The 21239-nt window shown below is 59.4% G+C and carries 19 protein-coding genes; 8 read left to right on the forward strand and 11 right to left on the reverse strand.

All coding sequences use genetic code 11. The features are described from left to right. Window positions 1-275: 275 nt before the first annotated feature. Window positions 276-1412: a hypothetical protein gene (locus ACSHXH_RS06680; RefSeq protein WP_435671006.1), complete on the reverse strand. Its 1137-nt coding sequence runs from the start codon at window positions 1410-1412 to the stop codon at window positions 276-278. Further along, a complete protein-coding gene (locus ACSHXH_RS06685) occupies window positions 1400-2470 on the reverse strand; it encodes a hypothetical protein (protein WP_435671007.1) in 1071 nt (356 codons plus the stop codon). Before ACSHXH_RS06685 ends, ACSHXH_RS06680 begins: the two co-directional genes overlap by 13 nt. Window positions 2471-3541: 1071 nt before the next feature. Here ACSHXH_RS06685 and ACSHXH_RS06690 point away from each other — a divergent pair. Further along, window positions 3542-6334: a glutamine-synthetase adenylyltransferase gene (locus ACSHXH_RS06690; protein WP_435671008.1), complete on the forward strand. Its 2793-nt coding sequence runs from the start codon at window positions 3542-3544 to the stop codon at window positions 6332-6334. A 3-nt stretch (window positions 6335-6337) separates the two neighbouring features. Further along, a complete protein-coding gene (locus ACSHXH_RS06695) occupies window positions 6338-6601 on the forward strand; it encodes a hypothetical protein (RefSeq protein ID WP_435671009.1) in 264 nt (87 codons plus the stop codon). A gap of 25 nt (window positions 6602-6626) precedes the next feature. Here ACSHXH_RS06695 and ACSHXH_RS06700 read toward each other — a convergent pair whose 3' ends face one another. The 8 genes from ACSHXH_RS06700 to ACSHXH_RS06735 all read right to left on the reverse strand — a co-directional run bounded on the left by ACSHXH_RS06700 (window position 6627) and on the right by ACSHXH_RS06735 (window position 13448). Next, complete coding sequence (locus ACSHXH_RS06700; RefSeq protein ID WP_435671010.1) at window positions 6627-7040, reverse strand: universal stress protein; 414 nt, start codon at window positions 7038-7040, stop codon at window positions 6627-6629. Between the two features lie 37 nt (window positions 7041-7077). Beyond that, window positions 7078-8058 carry a zinc-dependent alcohol dehydrogenase gene (locus tag ACSHXH_RS06705; RefSeq protein WP_435671011.1) on the reverse strand — a complete coding sequence of 327 codons (981 nt, stop codon included), beginning with the start codon at window positions 8056-8058 and terminating at the stop codon, window positions 7078-7080. Continuing rightward, complete coding sequence (locus tag ACSHXH_RS06710; RefSeq protein WP_435671012.1) at window positions 8055-8816, reverse strand: SDR family NAD(P)-dependent oxidoreductase; 762 nt, start codon at window positions 8814-8816, stop codon at window positions 8055-8057. Before ACSHXH_RS06710 ends, ACSHXH_RS06705 begins: the two co-directional genes overlap by 4 nt. Continuing rightward, window positions 8809-10116 carry a histidinol dehydrogenase gene (gene hisD / locus ACSHXH_RS06715; RefSeq protein WP_435671013.1) on the reverse strand — a complete coding sequence of 436 codons (1308 nt, stop codon included), beginning with the start codon at window positions 10114-10116 and terminating at the stop codon, window positions 8809-8811. Before hisD ends, ACSHXH_RS06710 begins: the two co-directional genes overlap by 8 nt. A gap of 12 nt (window positions 10117-10128) precedes the next feature. Then, window positions 10129-11457, reverse strand: a complete 1329-nt coding sequence (locus ACSHXH_RS06720) for a TRAP transporter large permease (protein WP_435671014.1) — start codon at window positions 11455-11457, stop codon at window positions 10129-10131. Between the two features lie 12 nt (window positions 11458-11469). Then, window positions 11470-11982: a TRAP transporter small permease gene (locus tag ACSHXH_RS06725; RefSeq protein WP_435671015.1), complete on the reverse strand. Its 513-nt coding sequence runs from the start codon at window positions 11980-11982 to the stop codon at window positions 11470-11472. Between the two features lie 110 nt (window positions 11983-12092). After that, window positions 12093-13241 carry a TRAP transporter substrate-binding protein gene (locus tag ACSHXH_RS06730; protein ID WP_435671016.1) on the reverse strand — a complete coding sequence of 383 codons (1149 nt, stop codon included), beginning with the start codon at window positions 13239-13241 and terminating at the stop codon, window positions 12093-12095. 21 nt (window positions 13242-13262) lie between these two features. Beyond that, window positions 13263-13448: a hypothetical protein gene (locus tag ACSHXH_RS06735; protein WP_435671017.1), complete on the reverse strand. Its 186-nt coding sequence runs from the start codon at window positions 13446-13448 to the stop codon at window positions 13263-13265. Window positions 13449-13605: 157 nt separating this feature from the next. On the opposite strand from ACSHXH_RS06735, the gene ACSHXH_RS06740 reads away from it, so the two are divergent. Beyond that, on the forward strand, window positions 13606-14634 hold the full coding sequence (locus tag ACSHXH_RS06740; protein WP_435671018.1) for a LacI family DNA-binding transcriptional regulator: 1029 nt from the start codon (window positions 13606-13608) through the stop codon (window positions 14632-14634). 5 nt (window positions 14635-14639) lie between these two features. Here ACSHXH_RS06740 and ACSHXH_RS06745 read toward each other — a convergent pair whose 3' ends face one another. Then, the gene (locus ACSHXH_RS06745) at window positions 14640-15401 is read right to left on the reverse strand and encodes a DeoR/GlpR family DNA-binding transcription regulator (protein ID WP_435671019.1); all 762 of its coding nucleotides are present in this window, start codon (window positions 15399-15401) and stop codon (window positions 14640-14642) included. 240 nt (window positions 15402-15641) lie between these two features. On the opposite strand from ACSHXH_RS06745, the gene glpD reads away from it, so the two are divergent. From glpD to ACSHXH_RS06770, 5 genes are read left to right on the forward strand one after another with little or no spacing between them, the layout of a single operon-like run. Beyond that, entirely contained in the window at window positions 15642-17237 is a 1596-nt protein-coding gene (gene glpD / locus ACSHXH_RS06750; RefSeq protein WP_435671020.1) for a glycerol-3-phosphate dehydrogenase, read from the forward strand. 10 nt (window positions 17238-17247) lie between these two features. Then, the gene (locus ACSHXH_RS06755; RefSeq protein WP_435671021.1) at window positions 17248-18336 is read left to right on the forward strand and encodes an ABC transporter ATP-binding protein; all 1089 of its coding nucleotides are present in this window, start codon (window positions 17248-17250) and stop codon (window positions 18334-18336) included. A gap of 10 nt (window positions 18337-18346) precedes the next feature. Continuing rightward, window positions 18347-19444, forward strand: coding sequence for an ABC transporter ATP-binding protein (locus tag ACSHXH_RS06760; protein WP_435671022.1), 1098 nt, complete (start codon window positions 18347-18349; stop codon window positions 19442-19444). Further along, window positions 19444-20313 carry a carbohydrate ABC transporter permease gene (locus ACSHXH_RS06765; protein WP_435671023.1) on the forward strand — a complete coding sequence of 290 codons (870 nt, stop codon included), beginning with the start codon at window positions 19444-19446 and terminating at the stop codon, window positions 20311-20313. The genes ACSHXH_RS06760 and ACSHXH_RS06765 overlap by 1 nt, the downstream gene beginning before the upstream one ends. A 4-nt stretch (window positions 20314-20317) precedes the next feature. Beyond that, a complete protein-coding gene (locus ACSHXH_RS06770; RefSeq protein ID WP_435671024.1) occupies window positions 20318-21184 on the forward strand; it encodes a carbohydrate ABC transporter permease in 867 nt (288 codons plus the stop codon). Window positions 21185-21239 lie beyond the last annotated feature (55 nt).

Raw genomic sequence — 21239 nt, forward strand, 5'->3', positions numbered from 1 at the left:
GCGTTACTTGGGCGTGGAACTTGAAGATGCGTTGAGTATCGCTGAACGGATCGACATCTAAACCAAGGTGGCGGGCGGCTTGTGCCGTTCGCCATCCAGAAGCGGCCCTACAGAAACGATAATCGTTCGGCGGCACAGAGCCCATTGTACCGAATGCTGCGTGTGGCATGAATGTCCGCTTCGGCGACCGACGCACACGCCAGTTGATCCCGGCCTCACGCGTCGTCGGTGTTGTTGGACTAGAGGCTTGAGGCGACTTCGAACAGGATTGTAATCTACTCAATTTCCGAGCTTGAGGTGGTTTGATCTACATCTTCGAGTCTTGGTTGAACGTAATCGCTCTTTCGTATTGTTAGCACGCCTGCAACGGGTGTGGTCGGGTCTCCCCAATAATCTACACCCCTGTCATTCGCGGAACGAATAGCGATTGCGGTCGGATCAAAAGCATGAACAGATACCGCCCAGAGTTCGCAACTTAAAGAACGAAATCCGCTTGTCCGGGTCTCAGGGAAAGCGCAAGCTTCGCTATCGTAATACTCATCTGAGCTCAAAAGGCGTCCAAAGTCATAGAGGAATGTTGCTTCGCTAGACTTGACGAAATTCAAATATCCAAAGCGATCATACAACATAACGATACGCTGGAATGGCCGCTCAGCTGAGAGCGTTGCCCGTCCGTTTGAAATACGGCCTTCGGAGTCTGAATCTGTTTCCACTAGTCTAGGTTCAATCACACGGTAGCCCACCTGAACCATGTCATTGCAACTATCAAATGTCTCAGCGAACCTAGTCGGATTGGCGCCGGATGCCAAATCCACAAAGTCCAATCCTTCTTGGTACCGGTAGTTTGCGCTTTGTTGATACGTTATTGTAAAAAGAAATGGGATTTGACCATTGTAGGGGCCCCATCCACGCCCAGTCCTCTTTCGGTGTTCATCGATATCGTCAAAACAAAAAACTGCATTTAGGTTAGGGGCAGCAAAAACACCTTGTGTCATCTGCCCATCCTCCTTGCGTAAACCAGCTAATCGAGCCTCACCTGCTACCTCGGAAAAGCCAAATGGGATTAAGGCAATCACGTCGGGATCGCTACTGAGGAACTGCCAAGCTTCCTCAATACTTGGCGTCACAACGCGGCTCTGCTCCGTGCCTGCATCAAGGGTTACATAATCTGGTGAAAGGTCTTCATAGGCATCCCGTAATATGTCATCCATCTCATGAATTTGATATACAAAGTTCTCCCGGTTAAAACGCAAAGCTGAATAGTCGAATGCTCTTTCCGTGTCTTCGGGTACGTCAGCAAACCTGCTATGTTTTACCCAAAACGAGTTCAGCCCCATGTGCTCGGACCAGCTTTCAGCCAGACCAACAACTGGCATCAATAACAGAAAGATAGAAACACTTATTGCACGCATTCTGCTCCGCCTTTTCTAGCCGTGATGACGATCTCCAACTCATATCCACCTTCGGGTATCACACCGGAGTCCGTGTTTGCTCGTAGAAGTACAAAACCAGCCTCGCGCCCACGAAGCGCCTCCTGAACAACACAAGTTACGTTCTCGACAAAACCTCCTTGCGGGATTGGTATCTTATGAGAGGCCCCGACCACAAGAAATAAGGCCACCTCGCCGCTGGTGAAAGCTTCCCTGAAAAGACCAGAGCTATTCGGGATCAACTCGATTTCAATGTTCTGGTTTCTGTTTGCATAAAACCGATTCCGAATATTCGAGTCCTCAGCATATACTGTTGATCCGTCACTGTCTTTGACAACTATGCCATCTCGTATCAGTTGCCGGCGTTGATAGGAAAGTTGAAGTGTGTAGAGGGCGTCAACCTGCTGAGTTACGGTTCCCGAAAGCGCAGAAACCGACGGAGGGTCGAGCAAAACCTCCAAGAGTTTCTCATCTGAAAAGCGGTCTAGAATTTCCTGAGCCCTAGTATCATCGCGATTAAGCAAACCTAGGATTACTTCCTTTTGAAATCTCTCTTGGAAATCGCTACGTGCAAACAATGTATCCAATTCAGCATTGTCGAATGGGTTGAGCGCGCCGTCCAGTATAGGTTTGTTCTGAAAGGCACTAATGATGTTATCGGCGACCTGTTGGCGATCATCTGCGAGAGATAAGACCACCTGTTCACGGAACCATGCATCGTTCTCGGGTAACTCAATCCGATCTTGCATTCTGGAGAATAGCCAGGGTTCAATCCTCGCCTCCCAAAGCAACAGCCCGATAAAACCACTGACCACCCAAACAAAAGCGATTGCAGCAAGAAGATCCTTGCCGGTGTCCATGAAGTCTTTGAACCGATTGGATGAGCTCGGTGCTAGATCCAGGGCGGGTTCAGGGCTTGATTGGACCGGGGCAGGCTCATTCGAAACGTTACCAGAAGTTTCCTCTGAGCCATCTGTCAACTGTTCGTCTAAATTTTCTCCTTGGTGCCTTTCACCGTTTTGAACACCATCGTTTTTCACTGGAGTTTGCGCCATTGGACAAATCACCTCAACAATAATCTAAGATTTAGTCGTGTACCCAAATGGGTGCGTTTAGTCTACGACCCGACCGCCTGAAATTCGAAACCAATAGAATTCAGTATAACCTACACCTGCTAGTTGTAAATTGGCCGCAAAACCCTTTGCCAACATCATTGTCCTTTCTCGCCTATCCGTCAATGAATGGGTCAGTTGCAGACAAGGAGTGGCATCCTGCGCTCTCATGAGAGTTTTAAATCTTCTCGACACGACTGGACTACACCGCTGGCGCGGGAGGATCAAAATTTGTAGCCTGCACAGGTGCTGGAGTTGGTCCGCCGAACCGAACATTTGAACCCAGATTGCATAGAGAAACGGTCATTAGGTCATCCGCAGCGAACGGCAGTTTTGTCCCGCGTCTTGTTTGTCTGAATGGAATGCAGCGAAAGGACGGTCTCGGTTCCAGCCAGAACAACGCCCATGAATGACCGCATTGGCGACACTCGCTGCGTTGCAACAACACATGTGCCGCGACAGCGAGAAAATGCTGCTTCAGCGACGTCCGAAAAATGAATGTCTCAAAAGTCCCGCACATCTGCCATCTGCACCGGATGTGACCGCACGCATGGTTTCACACTTGTTAACGCGGGGTACGACATACCCCCGCCCACGATGCGCATCGAGCGGGAAGGGTCACTCCCATGCCGCGACACATGAACTGATTGTCTCTTGTGCCCCGCAACGGGGCGACCGCGAGAAACCGGTTTCACAAAGGCCCAAACGGGCACAGGTCACGGGGGACACCCCGGCAGATAAGCAGACGGTCAGGCCCACAAGGGCGGCGCCGCTTTTTCGAACGTTATCCGGTCATCTTCGGGCTTGACCTGAGGACCTCCAGCCAGACAGATCCTCGGGTCAAGCCCGAGGATGATGGTGCTGCATGCCGACCATCTCCCCTGTCACCCCAAAAGGATACCGCGTGGCCAGATGCGCCACACCCGACCGGGTCCACCGGCGCGGGATAAACGCGCATTCCCATTGCACTTTCCGCAAACACATGGCCATCATCCGGCCATGACGTTCGCCACTCGCATCACCCGCCTACCGCACGCCTATGACCCTGATCAGGGGGCCGACGCGCTGTCCGCAGCGCCTTGGGCCACCGCCGATGTTGCGCGGCTGATCGGTGGGGCAGGCGGGTGCAGCCCGTACCTCAAGACATTGGTCGAAAAAGAGGGCGCGTGGCTCGAAACCGCGTTGGACGGCCCCGAGGCCGCCTTGCTGAGTGAACATGTCGCCCTGCGCGGCACCGCAGCGGATGTGTTGCCGTCGCGGTTGCGGCAGGCCAAGCGGCGTGTGGCGCTGCTGACGGGGCTCGCTGATCTGGCCGGGGTCTGGCCGCTGGAAACCGTCACGCAAGCGCTGACCGATTTTGCCGATCTGTCGGTGCATCTGGCCCTGCGCGCCACCATCGGTGCCGAGATCAAACGCGGCAAGCTGCCCGGCCAGACCGAGGCCGATGCAGAACAGGCGGGCGGCATGGTGGCACTGGCGATGGGCAAGATGGGCGCGGGCGAGCTGAATTACAGCTCGGATGTGGACCTGATCTGCCTGTTTGACGAAACCCGCTTTGATCCCGACGACTATCACGATGCCCGCGCCAGCCTGGTCCGGGCCACCCGCAAGATGTGCGCGATGCTGAGCGATCTAACCGGCGAAGGCTATGTGTTTCGCACCGATCTGCGCCTGCGTCCCGATCCGTCGGTGACGCCTGTGTGCCTCGCCATGGAAGCGGCGGAACGGTATTACGAAAGCCTTGGGCGCACATGGGAACGTGCCGCCTATATCAAGGCACGCGCCTGTGCGGGCGACATCAAGGCGGGTGAGCGGTTCCTCAAGACGCTTACGCCATTTGTCTGGCGCAAGCATCTGGATTTCGCCGCCATCCAGGACGCGCATGACATGGTGCAGCGCATCCGCGATCACAAAGGTCTGGGCGGTGCGATCACCTTGCCGGGCCACAACATGAAGCTTGGGCGCGGTGGCATCCGCGAGATCGAGTTCTTCACCCAGACCCGACAGATAATAGCGGGTGGGCGCGATCCTGACCTGCGGGTGCGCGGCACGGTGCCGGGGCTGGCAGTGCTCGCCGACAAGGGCTGGGTGCCGCAGGACGTGGCCCAAACGCTGACAGATCACTACCGCGCCCACCGCGAGGTTGAACACCGGGTGCAGATGCTCCGCGATGCGCAGACCCATGACCTGCCGCAATCCGAAGACGGGTTTGACCGGCTGGCGGCATTCATGGGCACCGATCGCGCTGCGCTTCAGCGGACCTTGCGGGACCGGCTCGAAGAGGTGCACACCCTGACCGAAGGTTTCTTTGGCGGGGACACGGGCCGCGACGGCGGGGCACAGGTGCCGGACGAATTGACCCATTCCGAGATTGTAAGCCGCTGGCGTACCTATCCCGCGCTGCGGTCGGCGCGGGGCAGCGGGATCTTTGAACGCTTGCAGCCCGAGATCCTCGGGCGGTTGGCCAAAACCTCGCACCCGATGGATGCGCTGGGCGCGTTTGACGGGTTCCTCAGCGGCCTGCCCGCCGGGGTGCAGGTGTTTTCGCTGTTCGAGGCCAATCCGCAATTGATTGATCTGCTGATCGACATTGTCGGCGTGTCGCCAGAGCTTGCACGCTACCTGTCGCGCAATGCATCGGTGTTTGACGCGGTGATCGGCGGTGATTTCTTTGCGGATTGGCCAGGGCAAGACGCCTTGCGCGCCGCGCTGGCAGACCTGCTCGCCCGCGAAGGCGACTATGAGAACAAGCTCAACACCGCGCGGCGCTGGGGCAAGGAATGGCATTTCCGTATTGGCGTGCATCTGCTGCGCGGGTTGATCGGCGCGGAAGAGGCAGGCGCGCAATATGCCGATCTGGCCGATGCCACGTTGGGCGCGCTCGCCCCAGAGGTGCAGGCCGAATTCGCGCACAAGCATGGCCCCTGTCCGGGGCGTGGCGCGGTTGTGGTGGGCATGGGCAGCCTAGGGTCGCGGCGGTTGCATTCGCAATCCGATCTGGACCTGATCGTGATCTACGATCCGGGCGACGCCGAGATGTCCGAAGGCCGCCGCCCCTTGCCGACGCGCCCCTATTACGCGCGACTGACCCAAGCGCTGATCACCGCGGTGACCGCCCCGATGGCCGAGGGCCGCATCTACGAGATCGACATGCGCCTGCGCCCCTCGGGCAATCAGGGGCCGGTGGCGACAAGCCTGACCGCATTCCAAAGCTACCAACAGTCTGATGCGTGGGTGTGGGAACATCTGGCCCTGACCCGCGCGCGCTGTGTTGCGGGGCCGGGCGGCTTGATGCGCGACATGACACAGGTGCAGGCGGATGTGCTGGCCATGCCGCGCGAACGGGATACGGTGTTGCGCGAAGTGGCGGTGATGCGCAGCCGCATCGCCGCTGCCAAGGGCGAAGGCAACCCGTGGGATGCCAAGCTGGGGCAGGGGCGCTTGCAGGACATCGAACTGGTGGCGCAGGCGGCTGCGGTGCTGGCGGGGCAAAAGCTGGGAACCGTGCCGGACGCGTTGGCCCATGGGGCGGCGTGTGGATGGTTGTCAGACGCAGAGGCCGAGGTGCTGACCGAGGCGTACCGCCTGTGCTGGTCGCTTCAGATCGGATCACGGTTGATTTCGGAAACCACCATCACGCCCGAGCGTGACACCAGTGCGGCATCGGAATTCCTGTGCCGGATCACCGGCACGGCCAGCATTGACGCGCTGAAAGACAAGCTTGAGGCGCGGACCACCCACGCCGCCAAAGTGATCACGGCGGTGTTGCCGGATGTGACAGAAAAGGACTGAGCCATGCGCAAAGGGGATGCCACCGACCCAAAGGGCCTGATCGCGGAAGCCTACAAGATCGACGGGATCACTTATGAAGAATGTCGGTCAATCTTTCTGGACTGGGCGCTGGCGGTGCCAGTGGATGCCGACAGCATCGCGCTGATCAACGTGTTGCTGGCGCGTCACCCGGTTGCGGACCACCCCATGACCCAAGTGCTGACCGAAGGGCTGACCGCCGCATCTGCGCCGAAACGCCGAGGCGGATGGAAAGGGCGGCGCAGCTAGCGCCGGTCCTCAGTACCGGCAGACCTCAGTCCGCGTTGCGATGGACATGCACGGCGCAGGGGGCGTGACGCACCACCCGCGCAGCCGTTGACCCCAGAAAGAAATCCCGCAGGCCCGGTTTGTGCGACCCGATCACGATACATTCAACCCCGTGATCCTTGGCATAATCAAGGATGGTGCGTGATGAGTGGCCTTTGACCAGCGCGGGCGTCACCCCCTCCATCCCGTCCAGCTTTTCATGCAAGCGTTTTTGGGCGGTCTCATAGCCCGCCCTGACAACGTCCTCGTCCAGATAGGCGCTCACCGTGCCTTGCGGGGCCTCGTAGACATGCAGCGCGATGATCTCTCCGCCGGGAGAACACAGGGTTCGTGCAACGCCCAGCGTTTGCGGCGAGATGTCATGGTCAAGCGCCATCGGGACAAGGATTTTTGCGTACATCAGGGGGCTCCGTTCGAGGGGGCGGCGCGTGCGTATCCTAGGTCCATGGGGTCAGGATGATCTTGGGTGTGGCCACCTTGCCGCCGCGCAGATCGACAAAGGCCTCCGCCCCGTCGGCCAATGCCCGCGTCTGGAACCAGTCCAAAGGCCCAAGCCGTCCGTCATAGATGGCCTGTGCGGTATCGCGGAAATCCTGCGCGGTATAGGTATAGGTGCCGATAAAGGTGATCTCTTGCAGCGTCATGCGCCGCACATCCAGCCCGCCCATGTCTTCGCCCAAGCCCACATGGCCGATCACCCCGCCGGGCAGGGTATGCGCGGAGGCGGTGGCACGGGTCGCAGCATAGCCGACTGCGTCGATCACCATCGGAAAGGCCCCGCTGGCGTCGGCCACGGCGTCTTCGCCGCAGGCATCGGTCAGGAAGGCACGGCGCGCCGGGTTGGGTTCGACAATCGTCACCTCGGCCACGCCCATCGCCTTGAGAGCGAGCGACGCCGCAAGTCCTATGGCCCCGCCGCCTAGCACAAGCGCGCGGCGCTCCATCGACGGGTGCAGGGCAGCAAGCACCAACCGCGCTGTGTGCCAACTCACAGCCAGCGGTTCGGCCAGCGACGCCTTGTCAAGCGGGACACCGTCCGGAACGGCCACAAGGTTTGCTGCGGGCATCGACACGAATTGCGCAAACGCCCCTTCGCGGGGGGGCAGGGAAATGATCTGCCGCTCGGGACACAAGTTTTCGCGGCCGCTGGTACAGGCGTGGCAGGTGCCGCAGGGCACCAGTGGATTGATCGTCACGCGTTGCCCGTCCATCGGGCCGCCCTGAACCACGCCAGCCGCCTCGTGCCCAAGGATCAGCGGCGCGGGGCGGCGCGCGTCATGGCCGAGATAGGCATGCATGTCTGACCCGCAGATGCCCACTGCCTCGATACGGACCAGATGTTCGCCGTCACGTGCGCGGATGTCGGGCAAATCCCGATACACAAGCGTTTCGACACCTTCGTAAACCAAAGCCTTCATTTCGCGGTAAATCCTCCATCCACCATGAGAACCTGACCTGTCACATAAGTTGATGCATTCGAACACAGAAAAAGGATCGGCCCGTCGATATCTTCCACCGTTCCGTTGCGCCCGATGCAGGTCTGGGCGGCGTTGCGTGCCGCGCGGTCAGGATCGGCAAACACCGCCTGCGTCAGTTCGGTGGGAAAGAACCCCGGACCGATCGCGTTGGCGGTGATCCCGTCGCGCGACCAGGCTTCGGCCATGGCACGGGTGACTTGCGCGATCCCGGCTTTTGTCGCGCCATAAGCGATGCCGCCGGGAAAGGCGCGGGTGGTTTGCAGCGACGCAAAGCTGACGATGCGGCCCCAGCCTTTGGCTTTCATCGCAGGCACCAGCGCCTGCGACAGGAAAAACGGTGCTGACAGGTTAAGCGCAAGCGTCGCGTCCCAGCCCTCGGGTGTCACGTCATCCGCCGCTTGCCGCGTGTTGATCCCTGCCGCGTGGACCACGATGTCCGGTGCGCCGAACGGGGTTGAGACCGCCGCAACCAATGCAGGCAATGCGTCACGGTCGGCCACGTCGCCCACCACATAGGCTGATCCCGCGCCGATCTCGGCACACAGGTCGCACAGTGGGTCTTGTCGACGCGCAAGACCCACAACTTGCGCGCCGGCGGCAGCAAGGGTGATGGCCGCGCGGCGGCCAAGACCCGAACTGGCCCCGGTCACCAAGGCGACCCGACCTGTCAGGTCGAACATTCCTTTCGTGTCAGCCATCTGCGGTCAGGTCGAAATTCACACCCGGAAAGTATTTGGCCAGACGCACATCCGCCGAACGGGCGTGGCCTTCCATGCCTTCGAGCCGCGAAATTCGCGCCGTGGCCTCGGCAACCGCCTTTGACCCTTCGCGTGTGGCGCGCTGCCATGTGACAATCTTCATGTATTTGTGCACCGACAGCCCGCCCGTATAGCTGGCCGCGCCCGAGGTGGGCAGGACGTGGTTCGTGCCCGTTGCCTTGTCACCATAAGACACGGTGGTTTCCTCGCCCAGAAACAGCGAGCCGTAGCAGGTCAAGCGGTCCAGCCACCATTCCAGATCCTCTGCCTGAACGGTCAGGTGTTCGGGGGCGTATGCGTCGGAACAGGCGGCCATTTCCTCGCGGTCGGAACAGATGATCACCTCGGCATAGTCGCGCCATGCGGCGGCGGCGTTTTGGCTGTTCAGCTCGGGCAGATCGTCGATCAGGCCGGGGACCATGTCCATCACCTTGACCGCAAGATCGCGGTCATCGGTCACCAGCCACACGGGCGAATTATAGCCGTGCTCGGCTTGGCTCACGAGGTCGGTGGCCACGATGAACGGATCGGCGCTGCTGTCGGCGAGGATCAAGCTGTCGGTGGGACCGGCGATCATGTCGATGCCGACGCGGCCAAACAGGATGCGCTTGGCCTCGGCAACGAATTGATTGCCGGGGCCGACAAGGATGTTGGCCTTGGGCAGATCGAACAGACCAAAGGTCATCGCGGCCACACCCTGCACCCCGCCCATCGCCATGATCTTGTCCGCCCCGCAGATATGCGCGGCATAGACAATTGCCGGGGCCACGCCGACATCCGGGCGGGGCGGCGAACAGGCGGTGATGTGACGGCATCCTGCTACCTTGGCGGTTGTCACGGTCATGATGGCAGAGGCGATATGGCTGTAACGCCCGCCGGGCACATAGCAGCCCGCCGCATCCACCGGGATCGCCTTTTGGCCGGCAATCATGCCCGGCACGATCTCGATCTCGACATCTGACACGGTGGCCTTTTGCGCCTCGGCAAAGCGTTTGACGTTGTCATGGGCAAATTCGATATCGCGCTTGAGCTTTTCGGGCACAAGCGCGCTGGCCGCCGCGATGTCTTCGGCGGTCAGCATCACATTGCCGTCGTACTTGTCGAACTTCCGGGCGTACTCCATCGCTGTGGCATCACCACCTGCCTCGATATCGGCAAGGATGGTCTTGACCGTCTCATGTACTTCGGAGGCGTCCGATTTCGCGGTCAAGGTCGCTTTCTTGAGGTATTCACGTGTCATCTTCAGGAAGTCCTACTTGTAGATGTCGGGCAAGAGCGTGGTGGACACCGCTGGCACATAGGCAATCAGCAGAACCACAACGAACATGCCAAGAACAAAGGGTATGGCGCGGGCGGCGATCTTGAGGATGGACTCTCCGGTGATGCCGGAGACCACGAACAGGTTAAGCCCAAGTGGTGGTGTGATAAAACCCACACCAAGTGCTGTGATCATCATGATGCAAAACTGGATCTCATTCATACCGATATTGTCGGCGAGTGGCTTAAGAATAGGCGCTAGGATAACGATATTGGGCGTTGTTTCCATCACGCAACCTGCGGCGATCAGAATGGCGATCATCAACAGGATCAGCACCCACGGCTCGTCCGTCAGGCCGGTCACGGCGGTGACAAACCCTTGGGGCACGCCCATGATTGCCAGCGCTTCGGCCAAGGGGGCGGAAAACGCGATAATGGGCAGGATCACACCGTTGACCTTGGCCGAGCTGACCAGCATCGCCGGAAAATCTGCAAAGCTCAGCGTGCGCATCAAAAAGCCCATGATGATGGTCACGACAACGGCTGTGGCACCGGCTTCGGTCGGGGTCAGACGGCCCGAAAAGATGCCGTAAAAGATGATCCCCGGTACGATGAACGCGTACCAGCCGGACTTGAGCGCTGCCGCCAGATTTGAGACATATTCGCCCATCGAAATGTTGCCGCCGCCTTCGTAGCCGTGGATGCGGTTGACGATGATGTTTGTCACAAGGATCGACACCAGAATGGCCAGACCGGGGATCAGCGCCGCAAGAAACAGCGTTGAGGCGGAGATGCCCAGCACAAGGCCGATGATGATATAGGCGATCGAGGGCGGGATCAGGATGCCCGTGCAGGCTCCCGCCGCGACCAATGCGCAGGCATAGGGGCGCGGATAGCCCGATTCGACCAGCCGTGCGATGGTCATACGGCCCACCGCAGCGGCGCCTGCCGCGTCAGAGCCCGAGATGGCCGCGAACATGCCGCAGACCAGCACCGTGGCCGATCCGAACCCGCCCTTGGCAAATTGGGTGAGGGCCTCTGCCACGTCCAGAAACTTGCGCGACAGCCCGGTGCGCACCAGCACGTCACCCGTCAGAATAAACAGCGGCACCGCCGTCAGCGCAAACGCGTCGATCCCGGTGAACAGCTTTTCGCCCACAAGGCTGAGTGGCAGGTCGCCGGACATCACCAGCATGGTGATTGCAGAGGTGCCAATCGCGGCCCAGACGGGCACTGCAAGCGCGATAAGCCCGACGAAGATCAGAACCGGAAGGTAGAAATCCCACCCAAGTTCGACCGTTTGGTTCATGGTTTGCCAAAGCATTCGACCGGCTCCTTAATCAAACAGCTTGTCGCCTTCGTAGACGGGGGTGCCGTCTCGAAGAGAGCGCAGGTCGCGCAGCAAAGATTGTGTCAGTCGCCACATCATCAGGGCAAAGCCCAAGGGCACTGCCATCAGAAACCAGACGTTCGAGATGCGCAGACCGTGGGTCACAGACCCGAACTTCCACGACACATGGACCGTTTCAAGCGACCAGTAGAGCGCGATGATGGCCACGCCAAACATCACGATATCGCCGAAGATATACAGCAGTGCCTTGGCGCGCGGCCCAAGGTAATGCATCACCACGTCGATGCGGATATGGGCGCGATCCTTGACTGCGGCTGCCGCCCCGACCCAGGCCAGGTAGATGAACGAATAGCGCACGATTTCTTCGCCCCAGATCGACGAGTACGAAAAAATCTCGCGGCGCAGAACTTCGATGGCCATTGTGGCGACCAGCATCACGTAGAACACAAGCAGCAGCCAGCGCTCGGCATCTTGATCGATGCGCTTCCAGATGGACATGGCGCGTCCTTTCGAGGGGCACAGGTGGGGTCAGCCCGCAGGAATGCGCGCGACAGGTGCCGGAACGGTGGGAAAGGGGCGGGCGCCGGATGTGACGCCCGCCAATGACGTCACGCGTCGTGGACGTAGTATTTGCCCTGCGTGCCTGCGGCTTCTTCCATCTTGGCAAAGGCGTCCATTGACCCGGCAAGCTCGAGCTTGAACTCGTCCCATTCGGGGCGCTGGTAGCCACCGGCCTCTTGCCATTCGCCAAGTTGATCCTGGCTGAGCGAATGGAATTCGACACCGGCCTTGGCCAACTCGGCCATGGCATAGGCGCGGGCAGACGGAACCTTGGCAAGGTTCTGATGTGCGGTCATCTCGGAGCCCCACATGATGCCCTCCTGAACGTCGGCGGGCATGGAGTTGAACCATTCGAGGTTGCACGAGTAGACCTGGCTGTCTGGCACGGCCTGCGTGAAGGTGACGTGGCTCAGGATATCCTTGAAGCCAAACACATAGAGCGCGCCCACGGACGGATCGAGCGCATCTGCCACGCCCTGCTTGATCGCAGAGGGAGTTTCGCCCCATGCCACAGGCGTCGGGTTCGCGCCAACCATGCGGTAATATTGCTGAAGCATCTTCGAGCCCGGCACGCGGAATTTCACGCCGCTCAGGTCGCTTGGGCTGAGCACCGCACCGGCGCCGCCTTTGCGCACAGCCACGACGCGGGGGTCAATGTTGACGTAGAACAGCGGCTTGAACCCGTTTGCTTCGACCTTGGGGTGAACTTCGGTGTTCCAGAACTCGGACGTGACAAGGTTGGTGAAGCGTTGGTTCGATCCGCACAGATACGGCATGTTGATCAGGTCAACGGTTGCTGCAAACGGCGCGAAGTTGGCCAGAGAATGCTGCGCTGCCTGAATGGTGCCACCCTGAACCGCCTGAACAAGTGCGCCGCCCGCGCCAAGCTGCCCGCCGGGGGCCAGTTTGACATAGACTTTGCCATTGGTGGCGTTCTGGATGTTTTCCTTGAGATCGAGCTGCATGATCGGATAGCTGCGCGATGCCCCAAGAATGTAGGCCGTTGCGATCACCATCGTGTGCTCGGCGGCATTTTCGCGGTCACGCTCTTCGTTGGCGGTTTGGGCTGCGGCCTCGGAGGACCACAAAAGCCCACCGGCACCCGCCACCATCGCGGCGGTAAACCCGCCCGTGCTCATCAGTTTCAGAAAATTACGACGCGTCGCGGATGCGCGCTCCTTGTGTTCGTCAGTCATATTGTCTCCTCCCAATTGACCCTAGCTGCCGTCTTTGTTCTTTCGGTCAGCCTCTTTTCGCAGAATGGCAACGACGAACAGGATCGACGCCGCAAACAGAACCAACATCTCCCCGACATCAGACAGCACGGCCGCATTTGCAAAAGCCCCCAGCGCGACATTGGCGAAATAGACGACAAAGACGATGGCGGATGCTGCAAGAAACATGACGAACCCCTGAAATCATGCTGATTCTGATGTGAGTGTAAGCGCTTACATTCGAATCTTGCAAGCGCTTACATTTTGCGGCTTCATATTCTATATCTGCCGTACGACAGGCGGTCTTCAGTGGCGGCCATTCCGGTCGCGCAACGAAAGGGTGTCAATGTCTGACCTGCGATCCGTTCCAACCTTGGATGACGTGGCCCGCACGGCTGGCGTGTCCACGGCGACCGTGTCGCGCTGCCTGAATTCGCCCGAACGGGTTGTGGAACAGACCCGCAAGCGCGTGATGCGCGCGGTGGAGCAGCTTGGCTATACTCCGAATTTCGGGGCTCGGGTGATGGCGGCGAAACGCACCTTCACCATTGGCGCGATCATCCCGACGATGGAAAACGCGATTTTTGCGCGCGGCCTGCAAGCCTTTCAAGAGGCGCTGCACGCGCGGGGCTACACGCTGCTTGTGGCCAGTTCCGCCTACCAGCCGCAGATCGAGGAAGAGCAGATCAAGGCGCTTGTGGCGCGCGGGGCGGACGGGTTGTTGCTGATCGGGCAGGACCGCGATCCGGCGGTCTATGAGTACCTGCGCGCCCGTGCGATCCCGGTTTTGTCAGCATGGGTGTACATGGCTGACAGCGATCGTCCGACCGTGGGGTTCAACAACCGTCAGGCCATGCGCAGTCTCGCCCAGCACGTGATTGACTACGGCCATCGCAGGATTGGGGTGATCTCGGGGATCATGCAGGGCAATGATCGCGCGTCCGAGCGGGTGGCCGGTCTGCGCGACGCGATGCGCGACAACGGGCTGGATGCAGACAAGGCGCGCGTGATCGAAACACCGTACGCGGTAGAGGCGGGTGCTTTGGCGTTCCAAAGTCTGATGCAGGTGCCAACCCCGCCCAGCGTGATCATGTGCGGCAATGACGTGCTGGCGGTGGGGGCGTTGCGCGGGGCGCAGGATATGGGGGTGTCGGTGCCTCAGGACGTGTCGATCACCGGGTTTGACGATATCGAACTGGCGCGCATCGTGACGCCGCAGATCACCACCGTGCATGTGCCGCACCGCGAGATGGGTCGCCGGGCTGCCGCCGCGCTGATCGACATGGTGGAAAAGCGCAGCACCGGCGTGTCGGTGGAATTGGATGTCAGTGTGCAGATCAGGGGGTCGTTGAAAGACCTGACCGCCAAGCGTTAGCCGCGTTAGGGCGCGATCACCACTTCCGTGTCCCATGCTGCGCATTTGGCGGGCAGATCGGTGGGCAGGGATGCGTCTGTGAACAGGGTATCAATCGCCGACAACGACGCGATGCGTGCAGGTGCGTTGCGTTTGAGTTTGGACGCATCGGCCACCAAAAAGGTCTTGCGCGATTGCTGAAGGATCGCCTGACTGACCCCGACCTCCTGAATGTCGAAATCAAGCAGATCGCCGTCCCGGTCGAGCGCGGAACAGCCGATGATCGCCAGGTCGAACTTGAATTGCAGGATGGTTTCGGTGGCCAGCTTGCCCACCAGACCGCCATCCGCCCGGCGCAGGTTGCCGCCGGTGACCACAACTTCGCACTCCTGCGTTTCGGCCAGGATGTTGGCGATGTTCATATTGTTGGTGACCACAAGCATGTTGCGGTGTTTGCGCAGCTCGCGTGCCACCGCTTCGGTGCTGGTGCCGATATTGAGAAACAGCGAGATGTTGTTGGGGATGCGCGCGGCGCAGGCTTTGGCCATTGCCGCTTTGGCCCCGGCATTCAGGACGCGGCGTTCCTCGTAGCCGATATTGCTGGTGCTGGAGGGCAGCATCGCGCCGCCATGCACGCGTTCCAGCCGCCCGTCTTCGGCCAGTTCCGACAGATCGCGCCGAATGGTCTGAAGCGTGACACCAAAATGCTGCGCCAGACCTTCGACCGTGACCTTGCCGTCCTTGCGCGCGATTTCCAGGATGTCACGGTGGCGAAAGGCGTGGGACATGGGTGGTCTCGTCAGGTTTGGTGTCGGGATGTGCGACGGTGATTCCGCTGCGTCAACCGGGGCATTCCCCCGGTTCCAAGATCATAACGGTGACATGGTGTGAATTCCTACTGCCAATTTCCGTTTGAATTCATGTGGATAGGAAAAAGCGAATATTAACGAAAAAAATCGCCTTGCGCCAAACGCTGCTGATCCGCATACATTGCGCAGAGTTTCGTGACCAAGGGGAGGTGGTGCGCGGTGATCGACAGACCCGTCGAACCAGTAGATCTTTTCATCATCGGCGGCGGCATCAATGGATGTGGCATCGCCCGTGATGCGGCGGGCCGTGGCCTGTCTGTGACGTTGGCCGAAATGAACGATCTGGCGTCTGCGACGTCTTCGGCGTCAACCAAGCTGTTTCACGGCGGTCTGCGCTATCTTGAATATTTCGAATTCCGGTTGGTGCGCGAAGCGTTGGTGGAACGCGAAGTGCTATTGCGCGCAATGCCGCACATCAGCTGGCCGATGCGATTTGTTTTGCCTTATCATAAGGATATGCGTTTCGAATCCGACACGCCGACATCCCGCTTGCTCAGCTATGTGATGCCATGGATGAAGGGGCGCAGACCGGCATGGCTAATCCGCCTTGGGCTGTTTCTTTATGACAATCTGGGTGGTCGCAAGATCCTGCCCGGCACAACGACCCTTGATCTGGTCGGAACGCCCGAAGGTGCGCCGCTGGAGGACCGTTTTGCGCGGGCTTATGAATATTCCGATTGCTGGATCGAGGATTCCCGCCTCGTCATCCTGAACGCCCGCGACGCCGAGGCGCGCGGTGCCGCGATCCTGCCGCGCACGAAGGTGGTGTCTGCCGCGCGCGAGGGGGACCTGTGGCGCGTGGAAACGCACAATTCCGAAAATGGCGAGACGCGCATCCATCATGCCAAGATGCTGGTGAATGCTGGCGGACCGTGGGTTGGAGATATCATCCAGACCAAGGTGCGGCTCAATTCGACCGAGGGCGTGCGGCTGGTGCGTGGATCACATATCGTGACCCGCAAGATCTATGATCATGATAAATGCTACTTCTTTCAGGGCACCGATGGGCGGATCATCTTCGCAATTCCCTATGAAGGCGATTTCACCCTGATTGGTACAACTGATGCCGAACATGACGACCCGTCCAAACCGCCGGTCTGCACGCCGGAAGAGCAGTCCTATCTTTTGGACTTTGCAAACCAGTATTTCCGCGAAACGCTGAGCGATGCCGATGTGGTCTGGACCTATTCCGGCGTTCGGCCGCTGTATGATGACGGCGCCAGCAGTGCCACCGCTGCCACCCGCGATTACACCCTAAAGGTCGATGCCAATGGCGGCGCGCCGGTGCTCAATATCTTTGGCGGCAAGATCACCACCTACCGGCGCCTGGCCGAAAGCGCGCTTGAGCAGATCGCGGACCATCTTCCCAACGCCACAGGCCCGTGGACCGCGGGCGTCACGCTGCCCGGTGGGGATTTTGCAGTGGACGGGTTCGAGGCGCTGGTGTCCGATCTGCAAGACCAGTTTGCTTTCCTGAACGCGTTTTGGGCGCACCGGCTTGTGCGCGCCTACGGGACAGAAGCCGTGTCTGTCCTTGGTACCGCGCGCGAGGCCAAGGATCTGGGACAGGATTTCGGCGCGACTTTGACCGAGGCAGAGGTGCTTTGGTTGATGACACATGAATACGCCTACACTGCCGAAGATGTCGTGTGGCGCCGCAACAAGCTTGGCCTGCGGCTAAGCCCGGAACAAATCACGACGTTGGACACATGGATGGCTGCGCAACGGCAGGCCATGTCCAAGGCCGCAGAATAGGGGGCAGGGCATGACACTGGAACTCAAAGGTGTGTCCAAACTGGTCGAAGGGCAGACACATATCTACCCGACAGACCTGACACTTGAAAAGGGCACGATGAACGTGCTGTTGGGGCCGACCCAGTCGGGCAAGACGTCGCTCATGCGGTTGATGGCGGGGCTTGATGTGCCGGCAACGGGCCAGATCATCTGGCAGGGCAAGGATGTCACGGGCCAGCGCGTGCAGGATCGCAAGGTGGCGATGGTGTACCAGCAGTTCATCAACTATCCGTCGATGACAGTCTATGACAACATCGCATCGCCGATGAAACTTATGGGGATCGACCGGGCCGAGATTGACCGGCGCGTGCGCGAAACCGCCGATTTGATGAAGTTGTCGCCGATGCTCGATCGCAAGCCGCTGGAATTGTCCGGTGGTCAGCAACAGCGCTGCGCCCTGGCGCGGGCCCTGGTCAAGAATGCGGGGCTTGTCCTGCTGGATGAACCGCTGGCCAACCTTGATTACAAGCTGCGCGAAGAATTGCGGATCGAGATCCCCAAGATATTCGAAGAATCCGGGTCGATCTTTGTCTACGCCACAACCGAACCTGAAGAGGCGTTGCTGTTGGGCGGTAACACGGCCACGCTTTGGGAAGGTCGGGTGACGCAATTTGGCCTGACGCCCGAAGTGTATCGCCAGCCGGTCGATGCGACCACGGCGCGGGTGTTTAGTGATCCGCCGATGAATTTCCTGTCAGTGTCCAAGTCGGGCACCCTGCTGACCTTTGGGGATGGTCAAAGCATAACGGCCATTGGGCGTTTGGCGGACCTGCCGGATGGCAGCTACACTGCCGGGTTCCGCCCCAATCATCTTGAGATCGGCCAGCATGCCGCCGACGCCATGCCGTTCACGACGCGTCTGACGGTGACTGAATTGACCGGGTCCGAGACCTTTGTGCATCTGGACCATCACGGCCAGCGTTGGGTTGGTCTGATCCACGGGGTGCACAATCTGGCACTGGGCGAAGACCTGACCGTGTGGCTTGATCCACGGCATGTCTATGTCTTTGACGAACAGGGCAAAATGATCGCGCCCGCGCCTTACGCGCTGGCGGCTTGAGGGGGCGGATATGGCAAAGATCACACTCGACAATCTGGCACATTCCTATCTGCCCACGCCCAAATCCGAGGACGATTTCGCCCTCAAGGAACTGAACCACGATTGGGATGATGGCGCGGCCTATGCGCTTCTTGGCGCGTCGGGCTGTGGGAAATCCACGCTGCTCAACATCATTTCGGGGCTGTTGCACCCAAGCCAGGGCCGCATCCTGTTTGATGGGCAAGACGTGACCCACGCGCCCACGGCCGAACGCAACATCGCGCAGGTGTTCCAGTTCCCGGTGGTATACGACACGATGACGGTGCAGGACAATCTGGCCTTTCCGCTGCGCAATCGCGGCCATGACGAAGCCTATGTCGCCGCCCGCGTTCAGGAAATCGCCAAGATGATTGGCATGGAAGACATGCTGCGCAAAAAGGCGCGCGGTTTGACGGCGGATGCCAAGCAGAAGATTTCGTTGGGCCGCGGCATGGTGCGCAAGGACGTGAACGCGCTTTTGTTCGATGAGCCGCTGACCGTGATCGACCCGCATATGAAATGGGAATTGCGCACGCAGTTGAAATCGCTGCACCACGAATTTGGGCATACCATGATCTATGTGACCCATGACCAGACCGAAGCGCTGACCTTTGCCGACAAGGTGGTGGTGATGTATGACGGGCGCGTTGTGCAGATCGGCACCCCGGAAGAGCTGTTTGAGCGGCCAGAGCACACCTTTGTGGGCTATTTCATCGGCTCGCCGGGCATGAATGTGCTGCCGGTCGATGTGCAAGGAGCCATGGCCCATATCGGGGGCGCAGCCATTCCGTTGTCCGGTGGGTACGGCGCACCCAGTGGCAAGGTCGAGCTTGGTATCCGTCCAGAATTTGTGCGCTTGAGTGCAACAGACGGTCTGCCTGTCAAGGTCAAGCGGATCGAAGATGTGGGCCGTCACAAGATCATCCGTCTTGATTTTTTTGGTCATGATATCAATGCGATATCTGGCGAAGATGATGTGGTGACGGCGGATATGACCCATGTCAGTTTTGATCCGGCCCAAGCCAATATCTATGTCAACGACTGGCGCGTCGCACCCGATCAATCGCACCCGGTTGAGGAGGCCGCCTGATGGAAAAGACAGTCAATCAAAAGGCATGGTTCCTTGTCCTGCCGGTTCTGATCCTTGTCGCGTTCTCTGCGGTGATCCCGCTGATGACCGTGGTCAACTACTCGGTGCAGGACACGTTCGGCAACAACCAGTTCTTCTGGACTGGGCTCGAATGGTTCGAAGAAATGCTCAACGATGATCGCATCTGGGGTGCGTTTGGACGGCAATTGATGTTCTCGGGCATCATTCTGCTGATCCAGATCCCCTTGGGCGTGTTTGTCGCGCTCAACATGCCGAAAAGCGGGTTCTGGGCCAGCTTCTGCCTTGTCTTCATGTCGCTGCCGTTGCTGATCCCGTGGAACGTGGTGGGCACAATCTGGCAGGTGTTCGGGCGCGTCGATATCGGCCTTCTGGGCTACACGCTGGCGGCCTTGGGCATTGATTACAACTACACAAGCGATCCGTTTGCGGCGTGGGTGACGATCATTGTCATGGATGTCTGGCATTGGACGTCGCTGGTGGCGCTGCTGGCCTATGCCGGCCTGCAATCGATCCCGGACGCCTATTATCAGGCTGCCAAGATCGATCAGGCGTCGCGCTGGAAGGTGTTCCGTTTCATCGAGCTGCCAAAGATGATGGGCGTGCTGATGATCGCCATTCTGTTGCGTTTTATGGACAGTTTCATGATCTACACAGAGCCGTTTGTTGTCACCGGCGGTGGTCCCGGCAGCACCACGACGCTGTTGTCCATTGACCTTGTGAAGATGGCCTTGGGTCAGTTCGACCTCGGACCGGCGGCGGCGTTCTCGATCATGTATTTCCTCGTGATCCTGCTGATTTCGTGGGTGTTCTACACCGTTATGATCAACCTTGATAAGCGGGATGGCTGAACCGATGACAGACACAACCACCAGCAACCCTCCCGCCGCTATAACGGCAGGTACCACCAAGCGACGCATTAAGGTGAATGGGTCGGCCATCGTGATGGGCCTTTACCTGCTGTTCCTGATGCTGCCGATCTACTGGCTTCTGAACATGAGTCTGAAGACCAATACTGAGATCCTGAATTCGTTCACGCTGTGGCCGAATGATGTGACGCTGGACAATTACCGCACGATCCTGACGGACCCGAGCTGGTACATGGGTTACGTTAACTCGCTGATCTATGTGGTTATGAACACGGTGATTTCCTTGGCCGTGGCCTTGCCTGCGGCCTACGCGTTCAGCCGCTACAGCTTTATGGGTGACAAGCACCTGTTCTTTTGGTTGTTGACCAACCGCATGGCGCCGCCCGCCGTTTTCGCGCTGCCTTTCTTTCAACTGTATTCCTCGGTTGGGTTGTTCGACACCCATATCGCGGTCGCCTTGGCACACTGCCTGTTCAACGTGCCGCTGGCGGTGTGGATCCTCGAAGGCTTCATGCGCGGCGTGCCGAAAGAGATCGATGAGACCGCGTATCTGGACGGCTACAGCTTTGGCCGCTTTTTCACGCGGATTTTCATGCCACTGATTTCAAGCGGCATCGGGGTTGCGGCGTTCTTTTGCTTCATGTTCTCGTGGGTGGAACTGCTGCTTTCGCGGACGCTGACGACTGTTGACGCCAAGCCCATCGCGGCGATCATGACCCGTACCCAAGGCGCATCGGGAATCGACTGGGGCGTTCTGGCGGCAGCGGGTATCCTGACCATCGTGCCGGGCGCTTTGGTGATCTACTTTGTCCGCAACTACATCGCCAAGGGCTTTGCCCTGGGGAGGGTGTGATGCAAGGGCTTGTTAACCATCCCCACGTCATCCTTGGGCGCGACCCAAGAACCTC

This window comes from Marivita sp., from assembly GCF_051251565.1.
GTDB lineage: Bacteria > Pseudomonadota > Alphaproteobacteria > Rhodobacterales > Rhodobacteraceae > Marivita.

What these genes read in the sequence shown, in the direction of transcription:
- ACSHXH_RS06710 (WP_435671012.1), bottom strand. Translation starts at nt 8,816, where the DNA reads ATGGCTGACACGAAAGGAATGTTCGACCTGACAGGTCGGGTCGCCTTG.
- ACSHXH_RS06720 (WP_435671014.1), bottom strand. Translation starts at nt 11,457, where the DNA reads ATGCTTTGGCAAACCATGAACCAAACGGTCGAACTTGGGTGGGATTTC.
- ACSHXH_RS06730 (WP_435671016.1), bottom strand. Translation starts at nt 13,241, where the DNA reads ATGACTGACGAACACAAGGAGCGCGCATCCGCGACGCGTCGTAATTTT.
- ACSHXH_RS06700 (WP_435671010.1), bottom strand. Translation starts at nt 7,040, where the DNA reads ATGTACGCAAAAATCCTTGTCCCGATGGCGCTTGACCATGACATCTCG.
- ACSHXH_RS06725 (WP_435671015.1), bottom strand. Translation starts at nt 11,982, where the DNA reads ATGTCCATCTGGAAGCGCATCGATCAAGATGCCGAGCGCTGGCTGCTG.
- ACSHXH_RS06680 (WP_435671006.1), bottom strand. Translation starts at nt 1,412, where the DNA reads ATGCGTGCAATAAGTGTTTCTATCTTTCTGTTATTGATGCCAGTTGTT.
- ACSHXH_RS06695 (WP_435671009.1), top strand. Translation starts at nt 6,338, where the DNA reads ATGCGCAAAGGGGATGCCACCGACCCAAAGGGCCTGATCGCGGAAGCC.
- ACSHXH_RS06690 (WP_435671008.1), top strand. Translation starts at nt 3,542, where the DNA reads ATGACGTTCGCCACTCGCATCACCCGCCTACCGCACGCCTATGACCCT.
- ACSHXH_RS06705 (WP_435671011.1), bottom strand. Translation starts at nt 8,058, where the DNA reads ATGAAGGCTTTGGTTTACGAAGGTGTCGAAACGCTTGTGTATCGGGAT.
- ACSHXH_RS06765 (WP_435671023.1), top strand. Translation starts at nt 19,444, where the DNA reads ATGGAAAAGACAGTCAATCAAAAGGCATGGTTCCTTGTCCTGCCGGTT.
- ACSHXH_RS06755 (WP_435671021.1), top strand. Translation starts at nt 17,248, where the DNA reads ATGACACTGGAACTCAAAGGTGTGTCCAAACTGGTCGAAGGGCAGACA.
- hisD (WP_435671013.1), bottom strand. Translation starts at nt 10,116, where the DNA reads ATGACACGTGAATACCTCAAGAAAGCGACCTTGACCGCGAAATCGGAC.
- ACSHXH_RS06770 (WP_435671024.1), top strand. Translation starts at nt 20,318, where the DNA reads ATGACAGACACAACCACCAGCAACCCTCCCGCCGCTATAACGGCAGGT.
- ACSHXH_RS06745 (WP_435671019.1), bottom strand. Translation starts at nt 15,401, where the DNA reads ATGTCCCACGCCTTTCGCCACCGTGACATCCTGGAAATCGCGCGCAAG.
- ACSHXH_RS06760 (WP_435671022.1), top strand. Translation starts at nt 18,347, where the DNA reads ATGGCAAAGATCACACTCGACAATCTGGCACATTCCTATCTGCCCACG.
- ACSHXH_RS06740 (WP_435671018.1), top strand. Translation starts at nt 13,606, where the DNA reads ATGTCTGACCTGCGATCCGTTCCAACCTTGGATGACGTGGCCCGCACG.
- ACSHXH_RS06735 (WP_435671017.1), bottom strand. Translation starts at nt 13,448, where the DNA reads ATGTTTCTTGCAGCATCCGCCATCGTCTTTGTCGTCTATTTCGCCAAT.